20 protein-coding genes are annotated in these 20,670 nt (G+C 56.4%); 10 read left to right on the forward strand and 10 right to left on the reverse strand.

Annotation, left to right across the window (positions count from 1 at the left end; translation table 11 throughout):
- The first annotated feature begins 50 nt into the window (after positions 1-50).
- The 4 genes from osmY to FY206_RS03765 all read left to right on the forward strand — a co-directional run bounded on the left by osmY (position 51) and on the right by FY206_RS03765 (position 2,910).
- Complete coding sequence (osmY, locus tag FY206_RS03750) at positions 51-668, forward strand: molecular chaperone OsmY (RefSeq protein ID WP_008502075.1); 618 nt, start codon at positions 51-53, stop codon at positions 666-668.
- A 127-nt stretch (positions 669-795) separates the two neighbouring features.
- Complete coding sequence (locus tag FY206_RS03755) at positions 796-957, forward strand: DUF1328 domain-containing protein (RefSeq protein WP_003856556.1); 162 nt, start codon at positions 796-798, stop codon at positions 955-957.
- 121 nt (positions 958-1,078) lie between these two features.
- Complete coding sequence (locus FY206_RS03760; protein ID WP_032643982.1) at positions 1,079-2,131, forward strand: patatin-like phospholipase family protein; 1,053 nt, start codon at positions 1,079-1,081, stop codon at positions 2,129-2,131.
- The gene (locus tag FY206_RS03765; RefSeq protein ID WP_032643983.1) at positions 2,128-2,910 is read left to right on the forward strand and encodes a TatD family hydrolase; all 783 of its coding nucleotides are present in this window, start codon (positions 2,128-2,130) and stop codon (positions 2,908-2,910) included. The genes FY206_RS03760 and FY206_RS03765 overlap by 4 nt, the downstream gene beginning before the upstream one ends.
- Here the strand turns inward: FY206_RS03765 and FY206_RS03770 are convergent.
- Positions 2,905-3,765, reverse strand: a complete 861-nt coding sequence (locus tag FY206_RS03770; protein WP_032643984.1) for a YjjW family glycine radical enzyme activase — start codon at positions 3,763-3,765, stop codon at positions 2,905-2,907. The two genes, FY206_RS03765 and FY206_RS03770, sit on opposite strands and share 6 nt — an antisense overlap.
- Complete coding sequence (locus tag FY206_RS03775) at positions 3,740-5,275, reverse strand: YjjI family glycine radical enzyme (RefSeq protein WP_032643985.1); 1,536 nt, start codon at positions 5,273-5,275, stop codon at positions 3,740-3,742. Before FY206_RS03775 ends, FY206_RS03770 begins: the two co-directional genes overlap by 26 nt.
- A 262-nt stretch (positions 5,276-5,537) precedes the next feature.
- Between FY206_RS03775 and deoC the strand changes: the two genes are divergently transcribed.
- The 4 genes from deoC (at position 5,538) to deoD (ending at position 9,865) form a co-directional block, all read left to right on the forward strand.
- Positions 5,538-6,317 carry a deoxyribose-phosphate aldolase gene (deoC, locus tag FY206_RS03780; RefSeq protein ID WP_032643986.1) on the forward strand — a complete coding sequence of 260 codons (780 nt, stop codon included), beginning with the start codon at positions 5,538-5,540 and terminating at the stop codon, positions 6,315-6,317.
- Between the two features lie 100 nt (positions 6,318-6,417).
- Positions 6,418-7,740, forward strand: coding sequence for a thymidine phosphorylase (gene deoA, locus FY206_RS03785; protein WP_032644169.1), 1,323 nt, complete (start codon positions 6,418-6,420; stop codon positions 7,738-7,740).
- A gap of 53 nt (positions 7,741-7,793) precedes the next feature.
- Positions 7,794-9,017: a phosphopentomutase gene (gene deoB, locus FY206_RS03790; protein ID WP_024908262.1), complete on the forward strand. Its 1,224-nt coding sequence runs from the start codon at positions 7,794-7,796 to the stop codon at positions 9,015-9,017.
- 125 nt (positions 9,018-9,142) lie between these two features.
- Positions 9,143-9,865, forward strand: a complete 723-nt coding sequence (gene deoD, locus FY206_RS03795; protein ID WP_032643987.1) for a purine-nucleoside phosphorylase — start codon at positions 9,143-9,145, stop codon at positions 9,863-9,865.
- A 42-nt stretch (positions 9,866-9,907) separates the two neighbouring features.
- On the opposite strand, the gene FY206_RS03800 is transcribed toward deoD, so the two are convergent.
- From FY206_RS03800 to FY206_RS03835, 8 genes are all read right to left on the reverse strand, one after another.
- Complete coding sequence (locus FY206_RS03800; RefSeq protein WP_032643988.1) at positions 9,908-10,612, reverse strand: DUF1120 domain-containing protein; 705 nt, start codon at positions 10,610-10,612, stop codon at positions 9,908-9,910.
- Positions 10,613-10,724: 112 nt separating this feature from the next.
- Positions 10,725-11,282 carry a DUF1120 domain-containing protein gene (locus tag FY206_RS03805; RefSeq protein WP_050488836.1) on the reverse strand — a complete coding sequence of 186 codons (558 nt, stop codon included), beginning with the start codon at positions 11,280-11,282 and terminating at the stop codon, positions 10,725-10,727.
- Positions 11,279-13,696 carry a fimbrial biogenesis usher protein gene (locus FY206_RS03810; RefSeq protein ID WP_032643990.1) on the reverse strand — a complete coding sequence of 806 codons (2,418 nt, stop codon included), beginning with the start codon at positions 13,694-13,696 and terminating at the stop codon, positions 11,279-11,281. The genes FY206_RS03805 and FY206_RS03810 overlap by 4 nt, the downstream gene beginning before the upstream one ends.
- A gap of 19 nt (positions 13,697-13,715) precedes the next feature.
- Entirely contained in the window at positions 13,716-14,417 is a 702-nt protein-coding gene (locus tag FY206_RS03815) for a fimbria/pilus chaperone family protein (RefSeq protein WP_032643991.1), read from the reverse strand.
- A gap of 70 nt (positions 14,418-14,487) precedes the next feature.
- Complete coding sequence (locus tag FY206_RS03820) at positions 14,488-15,204, reverse strand: DUF1120 domain-containing protein (RefSeq protein ID WP_032643992.1); 717 nt, start codon at positions 15,202-15,204, stop codon at positions 14,488-14,490.
- A gap of 239 nt (positions 15,205-15,443) precedes the next feature.
- Positions 15,444-16,154: a DUF1120 domain-containing protein gene (locus FY206_RS03825; protein WP_032643993.1), complete on the reverse strand. Its 711-nt coding sequence runs from the start codon at positions 16,152-16,154 to the stop codon at positions 15,444-15,446.
- 234 nt (positions 16,155-16,388) lie between these two features.
- The gene (lplA, locus tag FY206_RS03830) at positions 16,389-17,405 is read right to left on the reverse strand and encodes a lipoate--protein ligase (protein WP_032643994.1); all 1,017 of its coding nucleotides are present in this window, start codon (positions 17,403-17,405) and stop codon (positions 16,389-16,391) included.
- 39 nt (positions 17,406-17,444) lie between these two features.
- A complete protein-coding gene (locus tag FY206_RS03835; RefSeq protein WP_032643995.1) occupies positions 17,445-18,089 on the reverse strand; it encodes a YtjB family periplasmic protein in 645 nt (214 codons plus the stop codon).
- A 117-nt stretch (positions 18,090-18,206) separates the two neighbouring features.
- Between FY206_RS03835 and serB the strand changes: the two genes are divergently transcribed.
- Positions 18,207-19,175: a phosphoserine phosphatase gene (gene serB, locus FY206_RS03840; RefSeq protein ID WP_032643996.1), complete on the forward strand. Its 969-nt coding sequence runs from the start codon at positions 18,207-18,209 to the stop codon at positions 19,173-19,175.
- Between the two features lie 74 nt (positions 19,176-19,249).
- Complete coding sequence (gene radA, locus FY206_RS03845) at positions 19,250-20,635, forward strand: DNA repair protein RadA (RefSeq protein WP_023310326.1); 1,386 nt, start codon at positions 19,250-19,252, stop codon at positions 20,633-20,635.
- The last annotated feature ends 35 nt before the right edge of the window (positions 20,636-20,670 follow it).

Here is a 20,670-nt window from a genome sequence, read left to right on the forward strand (position 1 = left end):
TACTAAGGAAGTATGTAGCCCGAATAACGGGTCAACACAGGAATAGATCGATGAATATGACAAGACTGAAGATTTCGAAAACTCTGCTGGCAGTCACTCTGGGTAGCGTTCTGGTGAGCGGCTCCGCCCTTGCGGAAAGCAGCACCATGGATAAAGCACAGTCCACGGCCGATAGCGCAGGGCAAAAAATCGATAGCTCTATGAATAAAGTCGGCAATTTTATGGATGACAGCTCAATCACAGCAAAAGTGAAAGCCGCACTGGTGGATGATGAAGCCATCAAGAGCACCGATATTTCCGTTAAGACCGACAAGAAAGTGGTCACCCTGAGCGGCTTTGTTGAAAGCCAGGCTCAGGCTGAACAGGCGGTGAAAGTGGCGAAAGGCGTCGAAGGCGTCGCCTCCGTTAGCGACAAACTGCACGTGCGTGACGGCAAAAACGCGTCGGTGAAAGGTTATGCCGGTGATGCCGCTACGACCAGCGAAATCAAAGCTAAACTCTTAGCAGATGACATCGTGCCGTCCCGTAAGGTGAAGGTGGAAACCACCGATGGCGTGGTTCAGCTTTCCGGTACGGTAGATTCCCAGGCGCAAAGTGAACGTGCCGAGTCCATCGCGAAAGCGATTGATGGTGTGAAAAGCGTTAAAAACGATCTGAAAACGAAGTAAGTCTGGACCCTTCGCCCGTCTGGTTAATACCGGCGGGCGAGATAAGAACGATTCTGGAAAAACGCCGGTGAGTGGCCTGAGCGCTCACGTTTAGCGGCCGACATTAACTATGGTAAAGGAGAAGCTTATGTTTCGTTGGGGCATTATATTTCTGGTTATCGCGTTAATTGCCGCCGCATTGGGCTTTGGTGGACTGGCAGGTACTGCAGCATGGGCAGCTAAAATTGTCTTCGTTGTGGGTATTATTCTGTTCCTGGTCAGCCTGTTTACGGGGCGTCGACGTCCGTAGCAAACGCAATATTCCTTCAACAAAAAAAAGCCAGTCATAGCGACTGGCTTTTTTCTTATTTGCGTTGCAGGCCGGGTGCGTTACTGTGGTGTTATAAAATAATCAAAACAGGAAAGCAGAGGTGGGGCAACGAATTCCCGTTACGCTCGGCAATATTGCGCCGCTGACGTTAAAACCGTTTCGCGCAGGTCAACTCGCGCTGGTTTGCGAGGGTGGCGGACAGCGCGGCATTTTCACCGCTGGCGTGCTGGACGAATTTATGCGCGCGCAGTTTAACCCGTTTGACCTTTACTTCGGCACGTCCGCCGGGGCGCAGAACCTCTCCGCCTACGTCTGTAACCAGCCCGGCTACGCGCGCAAGGTCATCATGCGCTACACTACGGCGAAAGAATTTTTTAACCCGGTGCGCTTTGTGCGCGGCGGCAACCTGATCGATCTCGACTGGCTGCTGGAGTCGACCTCCAGCCAGATGCCGCTGGCCATGGACACCGCCGCCCGTCTGTTTGATAGCGGTAAAGAATTCTGGATGTGCGCCAGCCGGGGCGATGACTATTCGCCGGGCTATTTTTCTCCGCAGAAGGAGAACTGGCTGGACATCATCCGCGCCTCCAGCGCGATCCCAGGCTTTTATCGTACCGGCGCTCTGCTGGACGGTATCAGCTATCTGGACGGCGGGATCAGTGACGCGGTGCCGGTGCAGGAAGCCGCCCGGCGCGGGGCGAAAACCATTGTGGTGATCCGTACCGTACCGTCGCAGATGTATTACACCCCGCAGTGGTTCAAACGGATGGAGCGCTGGCTGGGCGACAGCAGCCTGCAGCCGCTGGTGAACATCGCGAAGCAGCATGAAACCACCTACGGCGCGATGCAGCGCTTTATTGAAAAACCCCCGGGCAAGCTGCGTATTTTTGAAATCTATCCGCCTAAGCCGCTGCTGAGCATGGCGCTGGGCAGCCGCGTCCCTGCGCTGCGCATGGATTACAAAACGGGGCGGCTTTGCGGTCGCTACTTCCTGGCGACGGTGGGGAAAATGCTGGCGGAGCAACCGCCGCTTCATCGGCATAAGCGCATTATTACGCTGCCTGCCGTTGTTGCTAACGACGCCCTGACGGTGCCGCTGGTGGATATTCCGCAGGCGAATGATGCTTTACTGGATAACGAGGATCTGGCGTGACGCACCGCTTTGTTGATACCCACTGCCACTTTGATTTCCCGCCGTTTACCGGGGACGAAGCGCAAAGCATCGCGAAAGCGGCCAACGCGGGCGTACAGGCCATCATCGTGCCGTCAGTGGAAGCGGCTTACTTTTCCCGCGTGCTGGATCTTTCTGCACGGCACCCCGCGCTCTATGCCGCGCTCGGCCTGCATCCGATTGTGATTGAGAGGCATCGTGATGAGCATATTGAGAGGCTGGATGAGGTCCTGCAGACCGCAGGCGAGAAGCTTGTCGCCATCGGCGAGATCGGGCTCGATCTCTATCGTGAGGATCCCCAGTTCGAGCGCCAGCAGACGATCCTCGACGCGCAGCTCAGGCTGGCGAAGCGCCACGATCTGCCGGTGATCCTCCATTCAAGACGCACGCACGATAAGCTGGCGATGCACCTGAAACGCCTCGATCTGCCGCGTAAGGGCGTGGTGCACGGTTTTTCCGGCAGCCTGCAGCAGGCGCAGCGTTTTATCGAGCTGGGCTATAAGATTGGGGTCGGTGGCACCATTACCTATCCGCGCGCCAGTAAAACCCGGGACGTAGTGGCGCAGCTGCCGCTGTCGGCACTCCTGCTGGAAACCGACGCCCCGGATATGCCGCTGAACGGTTTTCAGGGGCAGCCGAATCGCCCGGAACAGGCGGCGCGCGTCTTTACCAGCCTGTGTGAGCTGCGTAAGGAGCCTGAAGAGGTGATTGCCGGTGCGCTGCTTGAGAATACCCGTGCGGTTTTTGGCATCACGCTATAGGTAAAGCGCCGGACGGATCACCGTTATCTTCTGTTTTTCCAGCGCCCGCGCCAGCGGTTCAACGTCTTCCGGCGTGGCGCTGCGCCATGACGCCGCCTCGCCGTAAACCCCCTGCGTATGAAATGCGTTGATGCGCACCGGCACATTTCCCAGCCCGTGGATAAACGTCGTGAGCGGCTTGAGATGTTCCAGATAGTCACACTGCTCCGGAATCACCAGCAGGCGGAGCTCCGTTAAACGGTGGCGATCGGCAAGCCAGCGGATGCTCTGCTTGATCTGCGGGTTGTCGCGCCCGGTCAGAAAACGATGATGCGCGTTCCCCCACGCCTTCAGATCCAGCATCGCGCCATCCAGTACCGGCAGCAGTTTCTCCCACCCGGTTTCGCCTAGCTGTCCGTTGCTGTCTACGAGGCAGGTTAAATGCTGCAGCTCGGGATCGGCTTTGATCGCGCGAAAAAGAGCGATCAAGAACGGCAGCTGCGTCGTGGCCTCGCCGCCGCTCACCGTGATCCCTTCGATAAACGGTGCGGATTTGCGGACTTGGTTTAGGATCTCTTCGACGCTCAGGCGTTGCGCCATGGGCGTTGCCTGCTGCGGGCACAGCTGCAGGCAGGTGTCGCACTGCCGACAGTCGCTCTCCTGCCACCAGACGCGTCCGGCCTGGAGGGTCAGCGCGTCGTGCGGGCAGCGGGGCACGCAGTCTCCGCAGTCGTTGCAGCGGCCAATCGTCCACGGATTGTGGCAGGTTTTACAGCGCAGGTTGCAGCCCTGCAGGAACAGGGCCAGGCGGCTGCCCGGCCCGTCGACGCAGGAGAACGGAATAACCTGACTAACTAAAGCGCATCTGCTGTTCATGGCTTATCACGCGCGGCTGACGTTCCAGAATCCGGGTATTACGTGCGGCTTCTTCACCCAGCCACGTGGTATTGGTGCGCGATCCGGCTTCGCGGTATTTTTCCAGATCCGACAGGCGCACCATGTAACCCGTCACGCGGACCAGATCGTTACCCGCCACGTTGGCGGTAAATTCACGCATGCCCGCCCGGAACGCGCCCAGGCAAAGCTGCACCACCGCCTGCGGATTGCGTTTTACCGTCTCATCCAGCGTTAAAATATCGCTGATACCGGAGTGATAGTGTCTGTGGTGTGGCGCAACGGCCAGCAGATGGCTGATGGGATCCGGCTCATCGCCGTAGGGCAGACGCGCCCCCGGCGTGGTGCCTGAATCAGAGCTGATGCCAGACTGCGCGTGGAGCATCGCGCGATGCTTCCAGCCGTGCTTCACCGGCGTGTTTTCCACGAACGCCGCAAGCTGTTCGCTGATGCGGTAGCCCAGCGCGTTGGCCTGCTCATCCTTTCCGTAGCGTCCCGCTATGCCTGCTTTCTCGCAGAGCGCGTTTACCGCTTCCGCAAGGCCGTACATGCCAAACATCGGCACAAACCGATCGGCATCAATCAGCCCTTCTTTTACCAGGAAGCTATTCTCAAAGAAGCCTGATTGTTGATAGAGGAAATCGCAGCGGGCATCAATGATGGCGATTTGCTGCTGGCAGTAGTGCGGAAGCGTACGGGTGAAGAAGTCGTCAATGGAGGTGCTGCGTTCAGCAATGGCTTTGAGGTTCAGGCGCACCAGAGTGCTGCCACCGCCGGCCAGCGGCAGGGAGTTGTAACAGCTCACCACGCCAAAACGGCCTTTTGTGAAAATTTTATCATTCACCGGACCGTTAGAAATATGCGGTTTGCTGCATTCACATATGTTTTTCGCCACCTCAAGCAGCAAATCGTCCGGGGTAATTTCAGGATCGTAAATAAAGGTCAGATTCGGCGCGACCTGCTTCAGCTCGGCATCGGCGCGCAGAATGGCGCGGGTGATGGGGCCATCAGCGGGCCCGATGTTGGCGTGCATAAACGCATCCGGCAGCGTGCGGTCAAGGTAGCGCCAGAAACGTTTTATTCGGCTATCGATTTCTTCTTGTGTTAGAATCCTAACATATGGGGTTAATATCGCATCAAGGTGCCCGAGATAGACCGGCATCGATGTGACGGACGGAACATGATGGTAAAGGATGGTTAATAGCGAGAGGGCGTCGTCGAGATCCTTTGCGCCTTCCAGCTCCAGCCATTCTGAACCGCGAGCCAGAAACGTTGCGTAATCAGGCAGCACGTAGCGCGGTTTGTAGGGCGCATGGCCTTCGAACATGTCGCAGATGAACCCCTCGTCCAGCGCGGCGCGGGCGGCCTCAGGAAGTGCCGGATAAGGCAGGTTGTTTTCCGCTTCCAGCGCCAGAAAATGACGCTTTTGTTCCGGGGTTAACACCGGGCTTGTCACAATGTGCTGGCAACGTTGCTGCAGGGCGTGGGGCATGTTCGCTTCCTTGAGTGTTCTGCGGATGATGAACGAATTGTAGGAAGCCAGCCTGGTGGGGCTTTTGATCCCACAGGGGGTATCGCGGCTTTAGTCGGCAATAAGCGCGCTAAAGTTTGAAGAAGATCTCATTACAGTAATGCAAATTTGTACGCAGTTTTCATTAACTGTGATGAATGTCGAAGTGTGGATGCGGGTGGATGTTAAAATACTCACAGACCCGCAAGGTAAAATTGATACGGCACTGCCGTTGGAGAATGTTATGACCGATTTAACTGCAAGCAGCCTGCGCGCGTTGAAGCTGATGGACCTGACCACCCTGAATGATGACGACACCAATGAGAAAGTCATCGCCCTGTGCCATCAGGCGAAAACGCCAGTGGGTAACACCGCAGCCGTCTGTATCTACCCGCGCTTTATCCCGATTGCCCGTAAAACGCTGAACGAGCAGGGCACGCCGGACGTGCGCATTGCAACCGTAACTAACTTCCCGCACGGCAACGACGATATCGAGATTGCGTTGGCAGAAACCCGCGCGGCCATTGCGTACGGCGCGGACGAAGTTGACGTGGTATTCCCGTACCGCGCGCTGATCGCCGGCAACGAGCAGGTTGGCTTCGACCTGGTGAAGGCCTGTAAAGACGCGTGCGCGGCGGCAAACGTGCTGCTGAAAGTGATTATCGAAACCGGCGAGCTGAAAGAAGAAGCGCTGATTCGTAAAGCCTCTGAAATCTCCATCAAAGCCGGTGCGGACTTCATTAAAACCTCAACCGGTAAGGTGCCGGTGAACGCGACCCCGGAAAGCGCGCGCATCATGATGGAAGTGATCCGCGACATGGGCGTGTCCAAAACCGTTGGTTTCAAACCTGCGGGCGGCGTGCGTACTGCCGAAGACGCGCAGCAGTTCCTGGCGATTGCCGACGAGCTGTTCGGCGCAGAGTGGGCGGACTCCCGCCACTACCGCTTCGGTGCGTCCAGCCTGCTGGCCAGCCTGCTGAAAGCGCTGGGCCACGGCGACGGTAAGAGCGCAAGCAGCTACTAAGTTTGAATTGCCGGGTGGCGCTACGCTTACCCGGCCTACCGGATCGTGGTCGGGTAAACCGTACCCGCCGCCATTCACCCGATTCCTCATGGGGGTTACCGTGTTTCTCGCACAAGAAATTATTCGTAAAAAACGTGATGGTCATGCATTAAGCGACGAAGAGATCCGCTTCTTCATCAACGGCATTCGTGATAACACCGTCTCTGAAGGGCAGATTGCGGCTCTGGCGATGACCATTTTCTTCCACGATATGTCGATGCCCGAGCGCGTGTCGCTGACCATGGCGATGCGAGATTCAGGAACCGTTCTGGACTGGAAAAGCCTCAACCTTAACGGCCCGATTGTCGATAAGCACTCCACCGGCGGCGTGGGCGATGTGACCTCCCTGATGCTTGGCCCAATGGTGGCCGCCTGCGGCGGTTACATCCCGATGATCTCCGGGCGCGGCCTGGGCCACACCGGCGGCACGCTCGACAAACTGGAAGCCATTCCGGGCTTCGATATCTTCCCGGATGACAACCGCTTCCGCGACATTATTAAAGACGTTGGTGTGGCGATTATCGGCCAGACCAGCTCTCTTGCTCCGGCAGACAAGCGTTTCTACGCGACCCGCGACATCACCGCCACCGTTGACTCTATCCCGCTGATCACCGCTTCTATCCTGGCGAAGAAGCTGGCAGAAGGGCTGGACGCGCTGGTGATGGACGTGAAGGTGGGCAGCGGCGCGTTTATGCCAACCTATGAACTCTCTGAGGCACTGGCCGAAGCGATCGTTGGCGTCTCCAACGGCGCGGGCGTGCGCACCACCGCGCTGCTCACCGATATGAACCAGGTGCTGGCCTCCAGCGCCGGTAACGCGGTCGAAGTGCGTGAAGCGGTGCAGTTCCTCACCGGCGAATACCGTAACCCGCGTCTGTTTGACGTGACCATGGCGCTGTGCGTTGAGATGTTAATCTCCGGCAAGCTGGCCAAAGACGACGCCGACGCGCGCGCGAAGCTGCAGGCGGTGCTGGACAACGGTAAAGCGGCGGAGATCTTTGGCCGTATGGTCGCGGCGCAAAAAGGCCCGACCGACTTCGTCGAAAACTACGCGAAATACCTGCCCACCGCGACGCTCAGCAAAGCGGTGTATGCCGATAGAGAAGGGTTTGTCTCGGCGATGGACACCCGTGCGCTGGGTATGGCGGTGGTTTCGATGGGCGGCGGCCGTCGTCAGGCGTCAGACACCATTGATTACAGCGTCGGCTTTACCGATATGGCCCGTCTGGGCGACAGCGTTGACGGTCAACGTCCGCTGGCAGTGATCCACGCGAAAGACGAAGCCAGCTGGCAGGAAGCGGCAAAAGCGGTGAAAGCGGCCATCACGCTTGACGATAAAGCACCGGAAACCACACCGACTGTCTATCGCCGTATCACCGAATAGCGGTATACTGATCTGATCGATAATTTTTGAAGCACTACGTACGGAGAACAATTATGAAACGTGCATTTATTATGGTGCTGGACTCATTCGGCATCGGCGCAACCGAAGATGCAGAACGTTTTGGTGACGTGGGTTCCGATACCATGGGTCACATCGCGGAAGCCTGTGCGAAAGGCGAAGCGGACAACGGTCGTAAAGGCCCTCTGACTCTACCTAACCTGACCCGCCTCGGGCTGGTGAAAGCGCATGAAGGTTCTACCGGTAAAATCGCAGCCGGTATGGACGGCAACGCGGAAGTGGTGGGCGCCTACGGCTGGGCTCACGAGCTTTCTTCCGGTAAAGACACCCCGTCCGGACACTGGGAAATCGCCGGCGTACCGGTCCTGTTCGACTGGGGTTATTTCTCCGATCATGAAAACAGCTTCCCGCAGGAGCTGCTCGATAAGCTGGTCAAGCGTGCCAACCTGCCGGGCTACCTCGGTAACTGCCACTCTTCCGGTACCGTGATTCTGGACCAGCTCGGCGAAGAGCATATGAAAACCGGCAAGCCGATTTTCTACACCTCCGCCGACTCCGTGTTCCAGATTGCCTGCCACGAAGAGACGTTTGGCCTGGATAAACTCTACGAGCTGTGCGAAATCGCCCGTGAAGAGCTGACCGAAGGCGGCTATAACATTGGCCGCGTGATCGCGCGTCCGTTTATCGGCGACAAAGCGGGTAACTTCCAGCGTACCGGTAACCGTCACGACCTGGCCGTTGAGCCACCGGCACCGACCGTGCTGCAGAAGCTGGTCGACGAGAAAGACGGTCACGTGGTGTCCGTGGGTAAAATCGCGGACATCTACGCCAACTGCGGCATCACCAAAAAAGTGAAAGCCACCGGTCTGGATGCGCTGTTCGATGCCACCATCAAAGAGATGAAAGAAGCGGGCGACAAGACTATCGTCTTCACCAACTTCGTGGACTTCGACTCCTCCTGGGGCCACCGTCGCGACGTGGCGGGCTATGCTGCGGGTCTGGAGCTGTTCGACCGCCGTCTGCCGGAGCTGATGGAGCTGGTGGGTGAAGATGATATTCTGATCCTGACCGCGGACCACGGCTGTGACCCAACCTGGACCGGTACCGACCACACCCGTGAGCACATTCCGGTGCTGGTGTACGGCCCGAAAGTCAAACCAGGTTCACTGGGACACCGTGAAACCTTCGCGGACATCGGGCAGACTATCGCGAAATACTTTGGTACGTCAGACATGGAATATGGCAAGGCCATGTTCTAAATCATGTTGGGTGCGGTCTGACGCCCTCACCCCGGCCCTCTCCCACAGGGAGAGGGAGCACAGAATGTAGGCCCGGTAAGCGAAGCGCCACCGGGCAAAAAAATTCAAATGAAAAGGAACTGAAGATGGCAACTCCTCACATTAATGCAGAAATGGGTGATTTCGCTGACGTCGTATTGATGCCGGGCGACCCGCTGCGCGCGAAGCACATTGCAGAAACCTTCCTCGAAGACGTGCGTGAAGTGAACAACGTGCGCGGCATGCTGGGCTTCACCGGTACCTATAAAGGCCGCAAAATCTCCGTGATGGGCCACGGTATGGGTATCCCATCCTGCTCTATCTACACCAAAGAGCTGATCACCGATTTCGGCGTGAAGAAAATCATCCGCGTGGGCTCCTGCGGCGCGGTGCGTATGGACGTTAAGCTGCGCGACATCGTTATCGGTATGGGTGCCTGCACCGACTCCAAAGTTAACCGCATGCGTTTTAAAGACCATGACTTCGCGGCGATTGCTGACTTCGGCATGGTGCGTGACGCGGTTGACGCAGCAAAAGCGCTGGGCGTTGAAGCGCGCGTGGGCAACATCTTCTCTGCTGACCTATTCTATGCACCGGACGGCGGCGAGATGTTCGACGTGATGGAAAAATACGGCATCCTGGGCGTGGAAATGGAAGCGGCGGGTATCTACGGCGTGGCGGCTGAGTTTGGTGCGAAGGCGCTGACCATCTGCACCGTCTCTGACCACATCCGTACCCACGAGCAGACCACCGCGGCTGAACGTCAGACCACGTTCAACGACATGATCAAAATCGCGCTGGAATCCGTTCTGCTGGGCGATAAAGCGTAATGCTGTGCTGCCGGGCGGCATTCGCCGCCCGGTTTCTGTGACTTACAGGTACACCACGCTGATGGTGGCCTGACCGTCAAACTCGGTATCTTCCTTCAGAGACAGTTTCTTCAGGTTTTCCACTGCCAGCGAGATGTTCAGCGGGAAAGAGACGCTGGTCACTGCTATAGGATCGGTCTTGCCCGCAGAGGAGACGCTCATCAGGCCCAGGTCTTTATTGGCGATAGTGCCGCCATTGGCTTTCTGCCAGCGGCTCATGCCCGCGCCTGCCGTAACCGCCGTACGAATTGGTTCAACCGTTGCGCCGTTCGCCGTCACTTCACCCGTGCTGGTATAGATGGAATAGGCCCCAATATTCTTGCCATCGTGCGTTTTGCCCAGGCCAAAGGTGGTCATGCTGCCGCGCAGTTCGCCGCCGTTTGAGGTGGCGTTCATGACCTTCAGGTTTGAGTTGGTGCCGGTGCTGGCATTGGAGTCCGCGCGGTTATCGGCAATACTCCAGCCCACCTTGGTTGGGGTTGGGCAGGTGATGGTCAGCGTAAGACTCTTTTCGCCCAGCTGCGTGGTCTGGGTTTGCGAGAGATCGCCAACCTGAACGGTACCGAAGTCAATCACGCCGTTGTTGCTGAGTTCCGGCGTACAGGAGTTGCTGGTCAGTGAGGCTTTCACTTTCAGCACTGCCGTATCTCCCGCATGAGCACAGGTCGTTGCCAGCGCCAGCGCAGCGGCAAGGAGACTCTTTTTCATGGTTATTCCTTAACATAGATATAATGATCGTTAAAATAAATGGACGAATCCACGCGTTTTACGTTTATTTTTCTCTCTATTCACCCGAATAATATATCCGGCTGTGAATGCTTTACTCTGTCGTTAATAGCTCCCAGGCGAGCGCGCTTTCCAGATCGGTATTATCGGAAATACCGCGCAGCTGATCGTCATTAATGACAGGCATAATTTTTATCGTCACGCTCATTTGTTTACCGCGCACCGGCAGGCCATTTTGATACGCAAGGATCCCCTCGTTATTCCTGAGAACAGCTTTTTCCTTTGGGGTTTCCGACGCGCTGAACGCGACCCGGTCGGTCGTTCTCGCCAGGTTGTAGGGGTGACCATCTACCGTAACGTTACTCGCAGCCAGCACCAGTCGGCTCTTCTGACCAAACAGAATGCCCCCGTTGCTGCCAGACGCGGATTGCAGAAAAAGCGCCATCACCTTTGGCTGCGGGCAAAAAACGGTGACCGCGACCTCTTTGGCTGGCATGCGATTCCAGTTTTTGCGCGAGGCGACAATGTCATCCTGTTTGAATCGGCCAAACGAGACGTTCGGCTGCGACAGCGCAATCTGACACTCTTCGGCCACGACATATGAGGAGAAAAGTAATGCCACACCGATAAGCACTGAATTAACTATTTTCACTGGCAAACTCCTTCTGCTTTTTCGTAATACGCGTCTTTGTCTTTTTCCTCTTTCAGGGTGTAAGCGATCTGACAGAGTCGGGTTAAATTGTCATCCACCACATAAAGCGCAGGCGAATTTGACGCATCGGGAATAAATACGCTGCCGTTATCCATCACGCTGACAATATAATTACCGTCCCGATCCACCACGCTCAGTCCTTTTTCCAGCCAGGACCCGTTGGCGCGTTTGACGTCCAGCATGACGCGACGCGTATTCAGCACGTTGAAATCGATCAGTGCAAAAGAGCCGTATGCGGCGGACACGGTTTGAATACCGTTCGATAAATCCATCCCTTGAGGAAGCGAGCTGGCATTGATCACAATTTGCGATTTTTGCCACTCCCGCAGTCCGGAGACCACGGCCTGGCCCCAGCGATCTGTCCAGACGGTTCCATCGGGGGTCGTGATTTCAATACCGCTTTCCGGTTCGCTTAACCTGGCAATGCCGAAGGTCTCTTTTACCGGGTAGGGCGAAAACGTGATGCCGTGACGATGCAGCGCCACCCCCCCGTTTAAGGATGCGCTGTAGTTATGCTGGTTACCGTCATTCAGTCCGGCCGATAAACCGAGCTGCGTGTAGTGCAGATTGGTGGTGATATTGCCATTGAAGGCGTTACTCTTGTCCTGATTATCGCGATCGGCAGAGACGTTGTAGCTAAGGTTTTGCCCAACAGAGCCGCTGTCCTGAATGCCATAGTTTTGCTTTTGTCCCTGAGCGCGCATGTAGGTACTGACGCGATCCTCGCCAAAAGGAACGATCAGGCTGACATAAAAGAGATCGTCATTGCGGCTGGTGCTGCTCTGGTTTTGGGTATCGCTATTGCTCATGGCATGCTGCCAGTTAGCGGACAGCGAGGTACGCCCGAGGCTTTTACTCCATGAGGCCATCAGATAGCGTGAATCACCGCTGCTTTCATCACCGGAATTCACGCTGTATTGCATCGAGATCGCGCCAATGTACTCATTGTTCCAGGTGAGGCTGGCGTTCCAGTTATTTTCATAGGTTTGCGCTTCTTTATCCATGGCTTCCGTGAGCTCGCGGAAGCCGCCGCTAAACTGGGACGCGCTTGCCCCCAGCGTAAGCTGGGCGGGCAGCAAGATATTGCTGCTGAGTTCAGCCTTGCTGCCCTTCAGTGGATCGTAAAAGCGGGACTGGCTCAGTAAAAAGCTCGGCGAGATCGTCCAGTTTTCGTTGATGGAAACGTCGAGTTTGGCACCGGTAGCCTGATATTTTTCTGCCAGAACGCCGGCGGCTACGGCAGAGGTGTGCGTGTTAAGCAGGGTTCCGTCAGAGAGCGTAAATACCCACGGAGAGCTTGATACATCCCCGCTGTCGCGAACCTGTCCGAGAGCGAGGTTTAACCCTTCTGCACGGTTGCTCCCCTGTACGATGAGGGCGGAAGAGGGGACGGTGAAACGCGTAGTTGAACCGTCGGTTTCGACCACGCTGATATCAAGATCGACATTTCCGCGCACGACGGGCACGTCCGTCAGGGTGAAAGGGCCCGCGTTGACCAGGGAGGAGTAGATCATCTGTCCCGACTGGCGAACCTCAACGCGAGCCTGATTGGTGCGGGCAATCCCCGACACCTCAGTGGCCTGAATATTGGGCTGAAGGCCGATTTCAGGCATCAGCTGAAGACCGGTAATTTGCGCGCCGCTAAACAAGGCCGAGTTGACGTTGATCTGCCCAACCTGCGCCCGCATTTTTTGCTCTTCGAAAACATGTTCAGCGTAGGTGTAAAGGTTCTCCGTACTGCGAGTCCCATTGTCATCCGTCAAAATGTAATTGCTGCGCAGCGTCCAGTTCGCAAGGTTAATGCCTGCCCCTAAATTTCCCTGGGTATAACGACTGCTCCCGCCCGCGCCGTACTCGTTGTAATTGCTGAAGGCGCTATAGTTGATTAAGCCTGCAGCACCGCCGTGGGCGTAATATTTCGCGGCATAAAATCCGTTGTCCATCGCCTCTGCGGGAACGAAAATCTCCAGCGATTCGGTGTTCGGTAAAAGGGTTACCGTCGCCGACGGGTAATCTTTTAGCAGGTTATGACATTGCTCTTTTTCGCTGATATTTAGCGGTAGAAGACCCGCCGCGCGGATGAAGTCATCATCAATGCAAAGCTGGCCCTCCTCTCCGACCCGAATGGCCAGGCTTCCCTTTTCAACGCCGTTAATTTTGACCTGCACGGCATGCTGGCCGGGCAGATAGCGTTGTGCATCTGAGAAGTAATGGGCGAGGTTCGTACTGATACCCCGCGAGGCCAGGATATCGGTATCGAAATCCAGATCGGATGCATGCAGCGCCGACGAAGGCAGACAGGCGACCATCACTGCCGTTCGACGTATCCAGTTACGCAAAGAGAGCTCTATCACCGAAAGTATTCCTGTGATATCAGCGAGTAAGCGCGGCGGTGTATTTGTCTACTTCAATCCCGTAGCGGCTGGCAGGACTGAACTCAACGGCATTGTCGGTGCTACCGATCGGTGAACGTGTCTGCACCTTCATGGTTTCACCCGGAAGGATAAAGGTTTTATTAACCAGACCTTCGGTGCGAGAAGGCAGCAGCGTCACCGACGTGGAAAAACGGACGACATAAGCCGAGGTATTGCGGACCTGGACCTCTTTCCCCTGTACTGACCAGGTCAGTAATTTCCATGCATCCGTGACAACAGGCAGATTTTTAGGGTGGATCAATACCGGTAAATCCTGACGCAGGTTGATACCGACTTTGACGTTCTTATCTTTGGTTTTAGGCGGAATACCCTCAAAGATTACGCGTTTGTAATGCTCCACGGTCAGCGGTTCTTTTGTTTCAAGAATAAAACGTACCTGCTGCTCCTGCCCCGGCTCAAGGCGTACCACCGGTTGAGTGACGTTAAGCTTGACCCCGTTTTCCCCTTCGATGTCGTTAATGGAGGTATAAAGCAGGGTGGGAATGGAGTCGGTGTTTTTCACGCTCATGACACCGCCGCGGTTGGCTTCATCAATCATCAGCAGCGTGGTTTCTGGCACCATCCCTGCGGCATGGACTGTCGCTGGAAGGGTAAGAAAAAGAGCGGAGACCAAAGCAGAAGCTTTCACAATTCTTTCCATGAATATTTATATTTAACAGTGGGTTAAAAACTCCCCACCTGCATGGGGAGTTTGGCGTCGCGAATGCGGGTTACAGATAAACCAGCGTGATTGTGGACTGACCGTCCAGGTCGGTTCTGTCAGTCAGGGTCAGGTTTTTGCTTGGCGCAATTGCCAGCGCGATTTTCAGAGGGAAGGCCGCAGTCGTGAAGGCCAGTGGAGCGCGTTCGCCGGTTTTGGCAACGGTCAGCACGTCTGTACCGTCGTTAGTGAGGATGCCGGTAGCCCAGAGGTTGATCCAACTTCTGCTGCTGATGGTGCCCCCGGTATACATGGTTGCAGCGATAGGCTGAACGGTTGCGCCATCCGCGGTGACCGCGTTCATATAAGTTGCAACCGAGTAGGCGCCGATGTTTTCGCCAGCGCTGGTTTTACCTACACCGTTGAGCTGGTAATCGCCGTATGCCGCCGAGCCGCTTGCGGTTCCGTTATCCACGTGAAACTCGCTTGATGATTTATGCGCACCCGCGTTGGAGTCTCTGCGGTCATCGGTAATTGTCCAGCCAACACGCGTTGCGGACTGGCATTTGATGGTCAGAGTGACATCTTTATGCCCGGCCTGATAGGCCACGGCGGAGGAGAGTGAGTCCAGACCCACTTCGCCAAAATCGGCCACGCCGCCATTGCTAATTTCAGGAACGCAGCCCGCGCTGGTCAGCGTACCGTGGACTTTTAACATTGCCGTCGGTTCTGCATAAACTGCGGTCGCCGCCATCATCAGAACGGAGGCGAGAAGGCACTTTTTCATTGTTATTCCTTAACCATAGAAAGAGATAATTCAGATATTTTCGGTTTAAATGAATCTTGCCAATAGATAATTTTTGGCGTAGGACTCGGGGCCGATTCTATTAACGAATCAACGCATTAAGTAGTTAGTTTTTCTTACGACAATATTGAGATTTAATAATGTCGATTACACATTTCTGAACGTATGTTTCAGGGAAAAACGGCGGATAAATCCGCCGTTGAGTAATACATTTATATCTATTACAGATAAACCAGAGTGATGGTGGTTTCGCCGCTCAGCTGTGCTTCGTCTGTGGTGGACAGACGGTTGGTGTTAACAATTGCCAGAGAAACTTTGAACGGGAAAACAACGTTGGTGATGGCCAGCGGTGCGGTATAACCCGGTCTGGTCGCGGTCATGATCTCGGCGTTACCGTTGGCAATCACGCCGGTGCCCAGGTTACGCCACAGATATTCGCCTTTGCTGTTGACGAAGTTTGGCGCAAAAATAGCCTGAGCAGGAATGCCGTTAGCGGTGATTTCATTGACGCGGGTGCTGATCGCATAGGCGCCAATTTTATCGCCAGCCGCGGTGGTGCCTACGCCGTAGGTGGTACCTGCACCGTAAACATCCCCACCGGTATCAGTCGCGTCGCGAATGTAAAACTCGCTGGAGCTCAGGTTGTTCGCCGCATTGGAATCTTCTTTGTTATCGGCAATACTCCAGGCCACTTTGGTCGCTGACGGGCAGTTGATGGTCAGGGACATTTCCTTATGGCCCATCTGGTTGGTCTGGGTTGGCGAAAGCTGATCCAGCGCGATAGTGCCAAAATCAATCGATCCGCCGTTGCTTAATTCCGGCGTGCAGGATGCATGGTTCATCTTGCCCTGAACTTTCATTACGATGCTGCCGTCTGCGAAGGCAGCCGAAGAGGTCATCGCAATCAGCGTTGCGAGAAGAAGCTTTTTCATTGTTATTCCTTAACCATTAATAAATGAAATGAATAAAATATTGTGAAGTCATTAACTTGCTGAAATGCAAGTGCAGGGATTCTATTAATGGTTATCGTTATTACTGTAATGAGTATTTCTAATCTCTGAATTGAGTTTTATTAAAATGTGTAAATACATTCATTGGTGTATTTACACATTTCAGCAGACTGAGAGCCGAATAAACTATTTCCCCTTATTAATCTGGGGCGATGATTATTTTGTCGATCGGGCGATCCACGCCGATAATTCACGCAATTCCCGCGCTTGTTCAGGGAAACGGTCCAGCAACGTCTCACACGCCTGTTGCAAAATATCGGAGCGATAGACGCAGCCCTGCAGGCGTGACGCCAACGCTTCCAGCGGTGCCGGGTTGAGACTATCCGTAAAAATTTGCGTGCGGGTGATATGCCCTTTCTCCACGTCAAAGTGCAGCTCCACGCCGCCCCAGGTAAAACGCTCGTCCAGCAGATGAGAAAACGCCGGAGCCTGACCGAAGTTCCACTCCCAGCTGCTCTGGCGGGCGAAGGTTTCCGCAAAGTTGGGCAGGTCCGGGGTTTGGTCAGGGGAGATGACTTCTGCTTCCACGCGCTCGCCGTAATGTGCAAAGAAAGCATCACGGATGGCATCGCAGATCTGCTCGTGAGTAATCCCCGGCAGCAGCTCCACCAGATTTGCCACGCGTCCGCGTACGGAGGTAATGCCCTTAGCCTGGAGCTTTTTCTTATCGGGATTCAGGTAGTTCGCCAGACGGCTCAGATCGGCGTTCAGCAGCAGGGTACCGTGATGGAATCCGCGATCCATCGTTTCGCGATAGGCGGAGCCGGAGACCTTCCGGTCGCCCTCGGGGGTTTTCACCACCAGATCGTTACGTCCGGACGCTTCTGCCGTCACGCCGAGCGAATTCAGCGCGTTGAGCACAATTGAGGTGGAGATGGTTTTGTCGTATTCCGGTTTGCCTGCCATAAAGGTAAAGCAGGTATTGCCCAGATCGTGAAATACCGCGCCGCCGCCGCTGCTCCGGCGCGCGAGGCGGACGTTGTCCTCCTCCATGCGCCGCGTATTGCACTCTTTCCACGGGTTTTGCGCGCGGCCAATCACCACCGTATCGGCGTTACGCCAGAGAAAGAGGACGCGCTGGGTGGCGGGCATCTGGCGGAAAATGCACTCTTCTACCGCGAGATTAAACCAGGGATCGTAAGAGTCAGAGATAAGCAGGCGTAACGTCGTCATGGCAAAGTTCCTTTTCCGAATCGTTCGCCTACTTTATCACTATTCTTTCTTCTCGCTTTCTTCGTCTTCCGGGACCGACCGGCTGGCGGTCAGCAGGAACGGGGATTGCTGCCAGCGCGAGCGCTTGCCGCGAAGCAGGGTGCGCGCCAGCACCACGCCGATGGCGAGCGAAAGCAGCAGCATCAGGCGCAGAATGTTGGTGGTATTATCAACCTGTTTGGCCTCGGTTGGCAGGGTGTGGGTATCGAGGGTGAGGCGCAGATAGCCCAGCGGGCCATTTTTACCCTGAATAGGTTCGACGATCTGCTGGTTAAAATAGCCGCCGGCTTTTTTGCCGTCCAGCGCCAGCCTGTCGCGCACGTCGACGTGCTCCCCCGCGCGGGCAATCAGGTTACCTTGCTCATCATAGACGCCGGCATCAAGTATGCGGCTGTTCTCCGTAAGCAGGCGTAAAACCTGGCCTATACGCTTATCGTCCGGCGTTTCGGTACGCATGGACGGCGCGACGTTGAGCGTCACCTGGCGTGCCAGCGTGCGGGCCAGCTCTTCAAACTGCGGGTTGCGTTGCCGTTGGTGATTCTGGCTAAACCACGATGCCCCTTGCATCAGCACCACTAATAGTGCGAGACAGGAAAGGACAATCACGGCGCGATGGAGCCGGAATTTCAGTTTTGCGCGAGCCATATTCCACCTGCTGAAAATTTACGGCTTAATGTTGCCAGAAGTGATGGTTACAGGGTAGCCTCATGCGTTATTTTCCCTCTGCAACCTTCCGGCGCGAACGAAATTACAGGAGCTTTAATGCCGAACATTACCTGGTGTGACCTGCCAACGGATGTCTCTTTATGGCCAGGATTGCCGCTCTCGTTAAGTGGCGATGAGGTGATGCCTCTGGATTACCACGCCGGTCGTAGCGGCTGGCTCCTCTACGGACGCGGCCTGGATAAGCAACGCCTGACCCAGTATCAAAGCAAGCTGGGCGCGGCGATGGTCATCGTCGCCGCCTGGTGCGTGGAAGACTATCAGGTTATCCGCCTGGCGGGCTCCCTGACGCAGCGCGCCACGCGCCTGGCGCATGACGCCGGGCTGGACGTTGCGCCGCTGGGGAAAATTCCGCACCTGAAAACGCCGGGCCTGCTGGTGATGGACATGGACTCAACCGCCATTCAGATCGAGTGTATTGACGAGATTGCGAAACTGGCGGGCAGCGGCGAGCTGGTGGCGGAAGTCACCGAGCGTGCGATGCGCGGCGAGCTGGACTTCACCGCCAGCCTGAGACAGCGCGTAGCGACCCTGAAAGGGGCCGATGCCAACATTCTGCGCCAGGTGCGCGACGTGCTGCCGCTGATGCCAGGGCTGACGCAGCTGGTGCTAAAGCTGCAGTCCCTCGGCTGGAAGGTGGCGATCGCCTCCGGCGGCTTCACCTTCTTCGCGGATTATCTGCGCGAGAAACTGCATCTGACTACCGTGGTCGCCAACGAGCTGGAGATCATGGACGGCAAGCTGACCGGACAGGTGATTGGCGACATCGTTGATGCCCAGTACAAAGCCAATACGCTGACCCGTCTGGCAGAAAAATATGAAATCCCGGTCGTGCAGACCGTCGCCATCGGGGACGGCGCGAACGATCTGCCGATGATCAAAGTAGCCGGGCTGGGCATTGCCTACCACGCTAAGCCAAAAGTGAATGAAAAGACGGAAGTGACTATCCGTCACGCTGACCTGATGGGGGTGTTCTGCATTCTCTCCGGCAGCCTTAATCAGAAATAACGGTCTGCCTTGTCGCCCGGGTAAGCGTAAGCGGCACCCGGCACGCAGGCCGCACAGAAATAACGAGGTAAACCGTGGCGAAAGCTCCAAAACGCGCATTTGTCTGTAATGAATGTGGTGCGGACTATCCGCGCTGGCAGGGGCAATGCAGCGCCTGTCATGCCTGGAACACCATCACCGAAGTGCGTGGCGTGGCGGCTTCGCCGAGCGTGGCCCGTAATGAACGCCTGAGCGGCTATGCCGGTAACGCGGGCGTGGCGAAGGTGCAAAAGCTTTCAGACATCAGCCTTGAAGAGCTGCCGCGCTTCTCCACCGGGTTCAAAGAGTTTGACCGCGTGCTCGGCGGCGGCGTGGTGCCGGGCAGCGCGATCCTGATCGGCGGTAACCCGGGGGCGGGTAAATCGACCCTGCTGCTGCAAACGCTCTGCAGGCTCGCTGAACAGATGAAAACCCTGTACGTCACGGGCGAAGAATCACTCCAGCAGGTGGCGATGCGCGCGCACCGCCTGGGCCTGCCGACCGGCAACCTGAACATGCTCTCCGAAACCAGCATCGAGCAGATCTGCATGATTGCCGAAGAAGAGCAGCCGAAGCTGATGGTGATCGACTCCATCCAGGTGATGCACATGGCGGACATCCAGTCCTCGCCGGGCAGCGTTGCGCAGGTGCGTGAAACCGCGGCCTACCTGACGCGCTTTGCCAAAACGCGCGGCGTGGCGATTGTGATGGTCGGCCACGTCACCAAAGACGGCTCGCTGGCGGGGCCGAAGGTGCTGGAACACTGTATCGACTGCTCCGTGATGCTCGACGGCGACGCGGACTCGCGCTTCCGCACCCTGCGCAGCCATAAAAACCGTTTTGGTGCGGTGAATGAGCTGGGCGTTTTCGCCATGACCGAGCAGGGGCTACGCGAAGTCAGCAATCCGTCGGCCATCTTCCTGAGCCGTGGCGATGAGATCACCTCCGGCAGTTCGGTGATGGTGCTGTGGGAAGGGACGCGCCCCCTGCTTGTCGAAATTCAGGCGCTGGTGGACGTGTCGATGATGGGCAACCCGCGGCGCGTGGCGGTCGGTCTGGAACAGAACCGGCTGGCAATCCTGCTGGCGGTGCTGCACCGCCACGGCGGGCTGCAGATGGCGGATCAGGACGTCTTCGTGAACGTGGTCGGCGGCGTCAAGGTCACCGAGACCAGCGCAGACCTGGCGCTGCTGCTGGCGATGGTCTCCAGCCTGCGCGACAGGCCGCTGCCGCAGGATCTGGTCGTCTTCGGCGAAGTGGGGCTGGCCGGGGAGATCCGTCCGGTGCCGAGCGGGCAGGAGCGTATCTCCGAGGCGGCAAAACACGGCTTCCGTCGGGCGATCGTGCCCGCGGCCAACGTGCCGAAAAAAATCCCGGAAGGGATGCAGGTTTTCGGCGTGAAGAAACTCGCTGATGCGTTAAATGTCTTTGACGACTTATAATTACGTATTCGATTTTGCAGGAGGCACCGTAATTT

It is taken from the genome of Enterobacter chengduensis (assembly GCF_001984825.2).
In the GTDB taxonomy this organism is placed as follows: Bacteria; Pseudomonadota; Gammaproteobacteria; order Enterobacterales; family Enterobacteriaceae; genus Enterobacter; species Enterobacter chengduensis.

What these genes read in the sequence shown, in the direction of transcription:
- osmY (WP_008502075.1), top strand. Translation starts at nt 51, where the DNA reads ATGAATATGACAAGACTGAAGATTTCGAAAACTCTGCTGGCAGTCACT.
- FY206_RS03755 (WP_003856556.1), top strand. Translation starts at nt 796, where the DNA reads ATGTTTCGTTGGGGCATTATATTTCTGGTTATCGCGTTAATTGCCGCC.
- FY206_RS03770 (WP_032643984.1), bottom strand. Translation starts at nt 3,765, where the DNA reads ATGAACAGCAGATGCGCTTTAGTTAGTCAGGTTATTCCGTTCTCCTGC.
- FY206_RS03775 (WP_032643985.1), bottom strand. Translation starts at nt 5,275, where the DNA reads ATGCCCCACGCCCTGCAGCAACGTTGCCAGCACATTGTGACAAGCCCG.
- deoC (WP_032643986.1), top strand. Translation starts at nt 5,538, where the DNA reads ATGACCGATTTAACTGCAAGCAGCCTGCGCGCGTTGAAGCTGATGGAC.
- deoB (WP_024908262.1), top strand. Translation starts at nt 7,794, where the DNA reads ATGAAACGTGCATTTATTATGGTGCTGGACTCATTCGGCATCGGCGCA.
- deoD (WP_032643987.1), top strand. Translation starts at nt 9,143, where the DNA reads ATGGCAACTCCTCACATTAATGCAGAAATGGGTGATTTCGCTGACGTC.
- FY206_RS03800 (WP_032643988.1), bottom strand. Translation starts at nt 10,612, where the DNA reads ATGAAAAAGAGTCTCCTTGCCGCTGCGCTGGCGCTGGCAACGACCTGT.
- FY206_RS03815 (WP_032643991.1), bottom strand. Translation starts at nt 14,417, where the DNA reads ATGGAAAGAATTGTGAAAGCTTCTGCTTTGGTCTCCGCTCTTTTTCTT.
- FY206_RS03820 (WP_032643992.1), bottom strand. Translation starts at nt 15,204, where the DNA reads ATGAAAAAGTGCCTTCTCGCCTCCGTTCTGATGATGGCGGCGACCGCA.
- FY206_RS03825 (WP_032643993.1), bottom strand. Translation starts at nt 16,154, where the DNA reads ATGAAAAAGCTTCTTCTCGCAACGCTGATTGCGATGACCTCTTCGGCT.
- lplA (WP_032643994.1), bottom strand. Translation starts at nt 17,405, where the DNA reads ATGACGACGTTACGCCTGCTTATCTCTGACTCTTACGATCCCTGGTTT.
- FY206_RS03835 (WP_032643995.1), bottom strand. Translation starts at nt 18,089, where the DNA reads ATGGCTCGCGCAAAACTGAAATTCCGGCTCCATCGCGCCGTGATTGTC.
- serB (WP_032643996.1), top strand. Translation starts at nt 18,207, where the DNA reads ATGCCGAACATTACCTGGTGTGACCTGCCAACGGATGTCTCTTTATGG.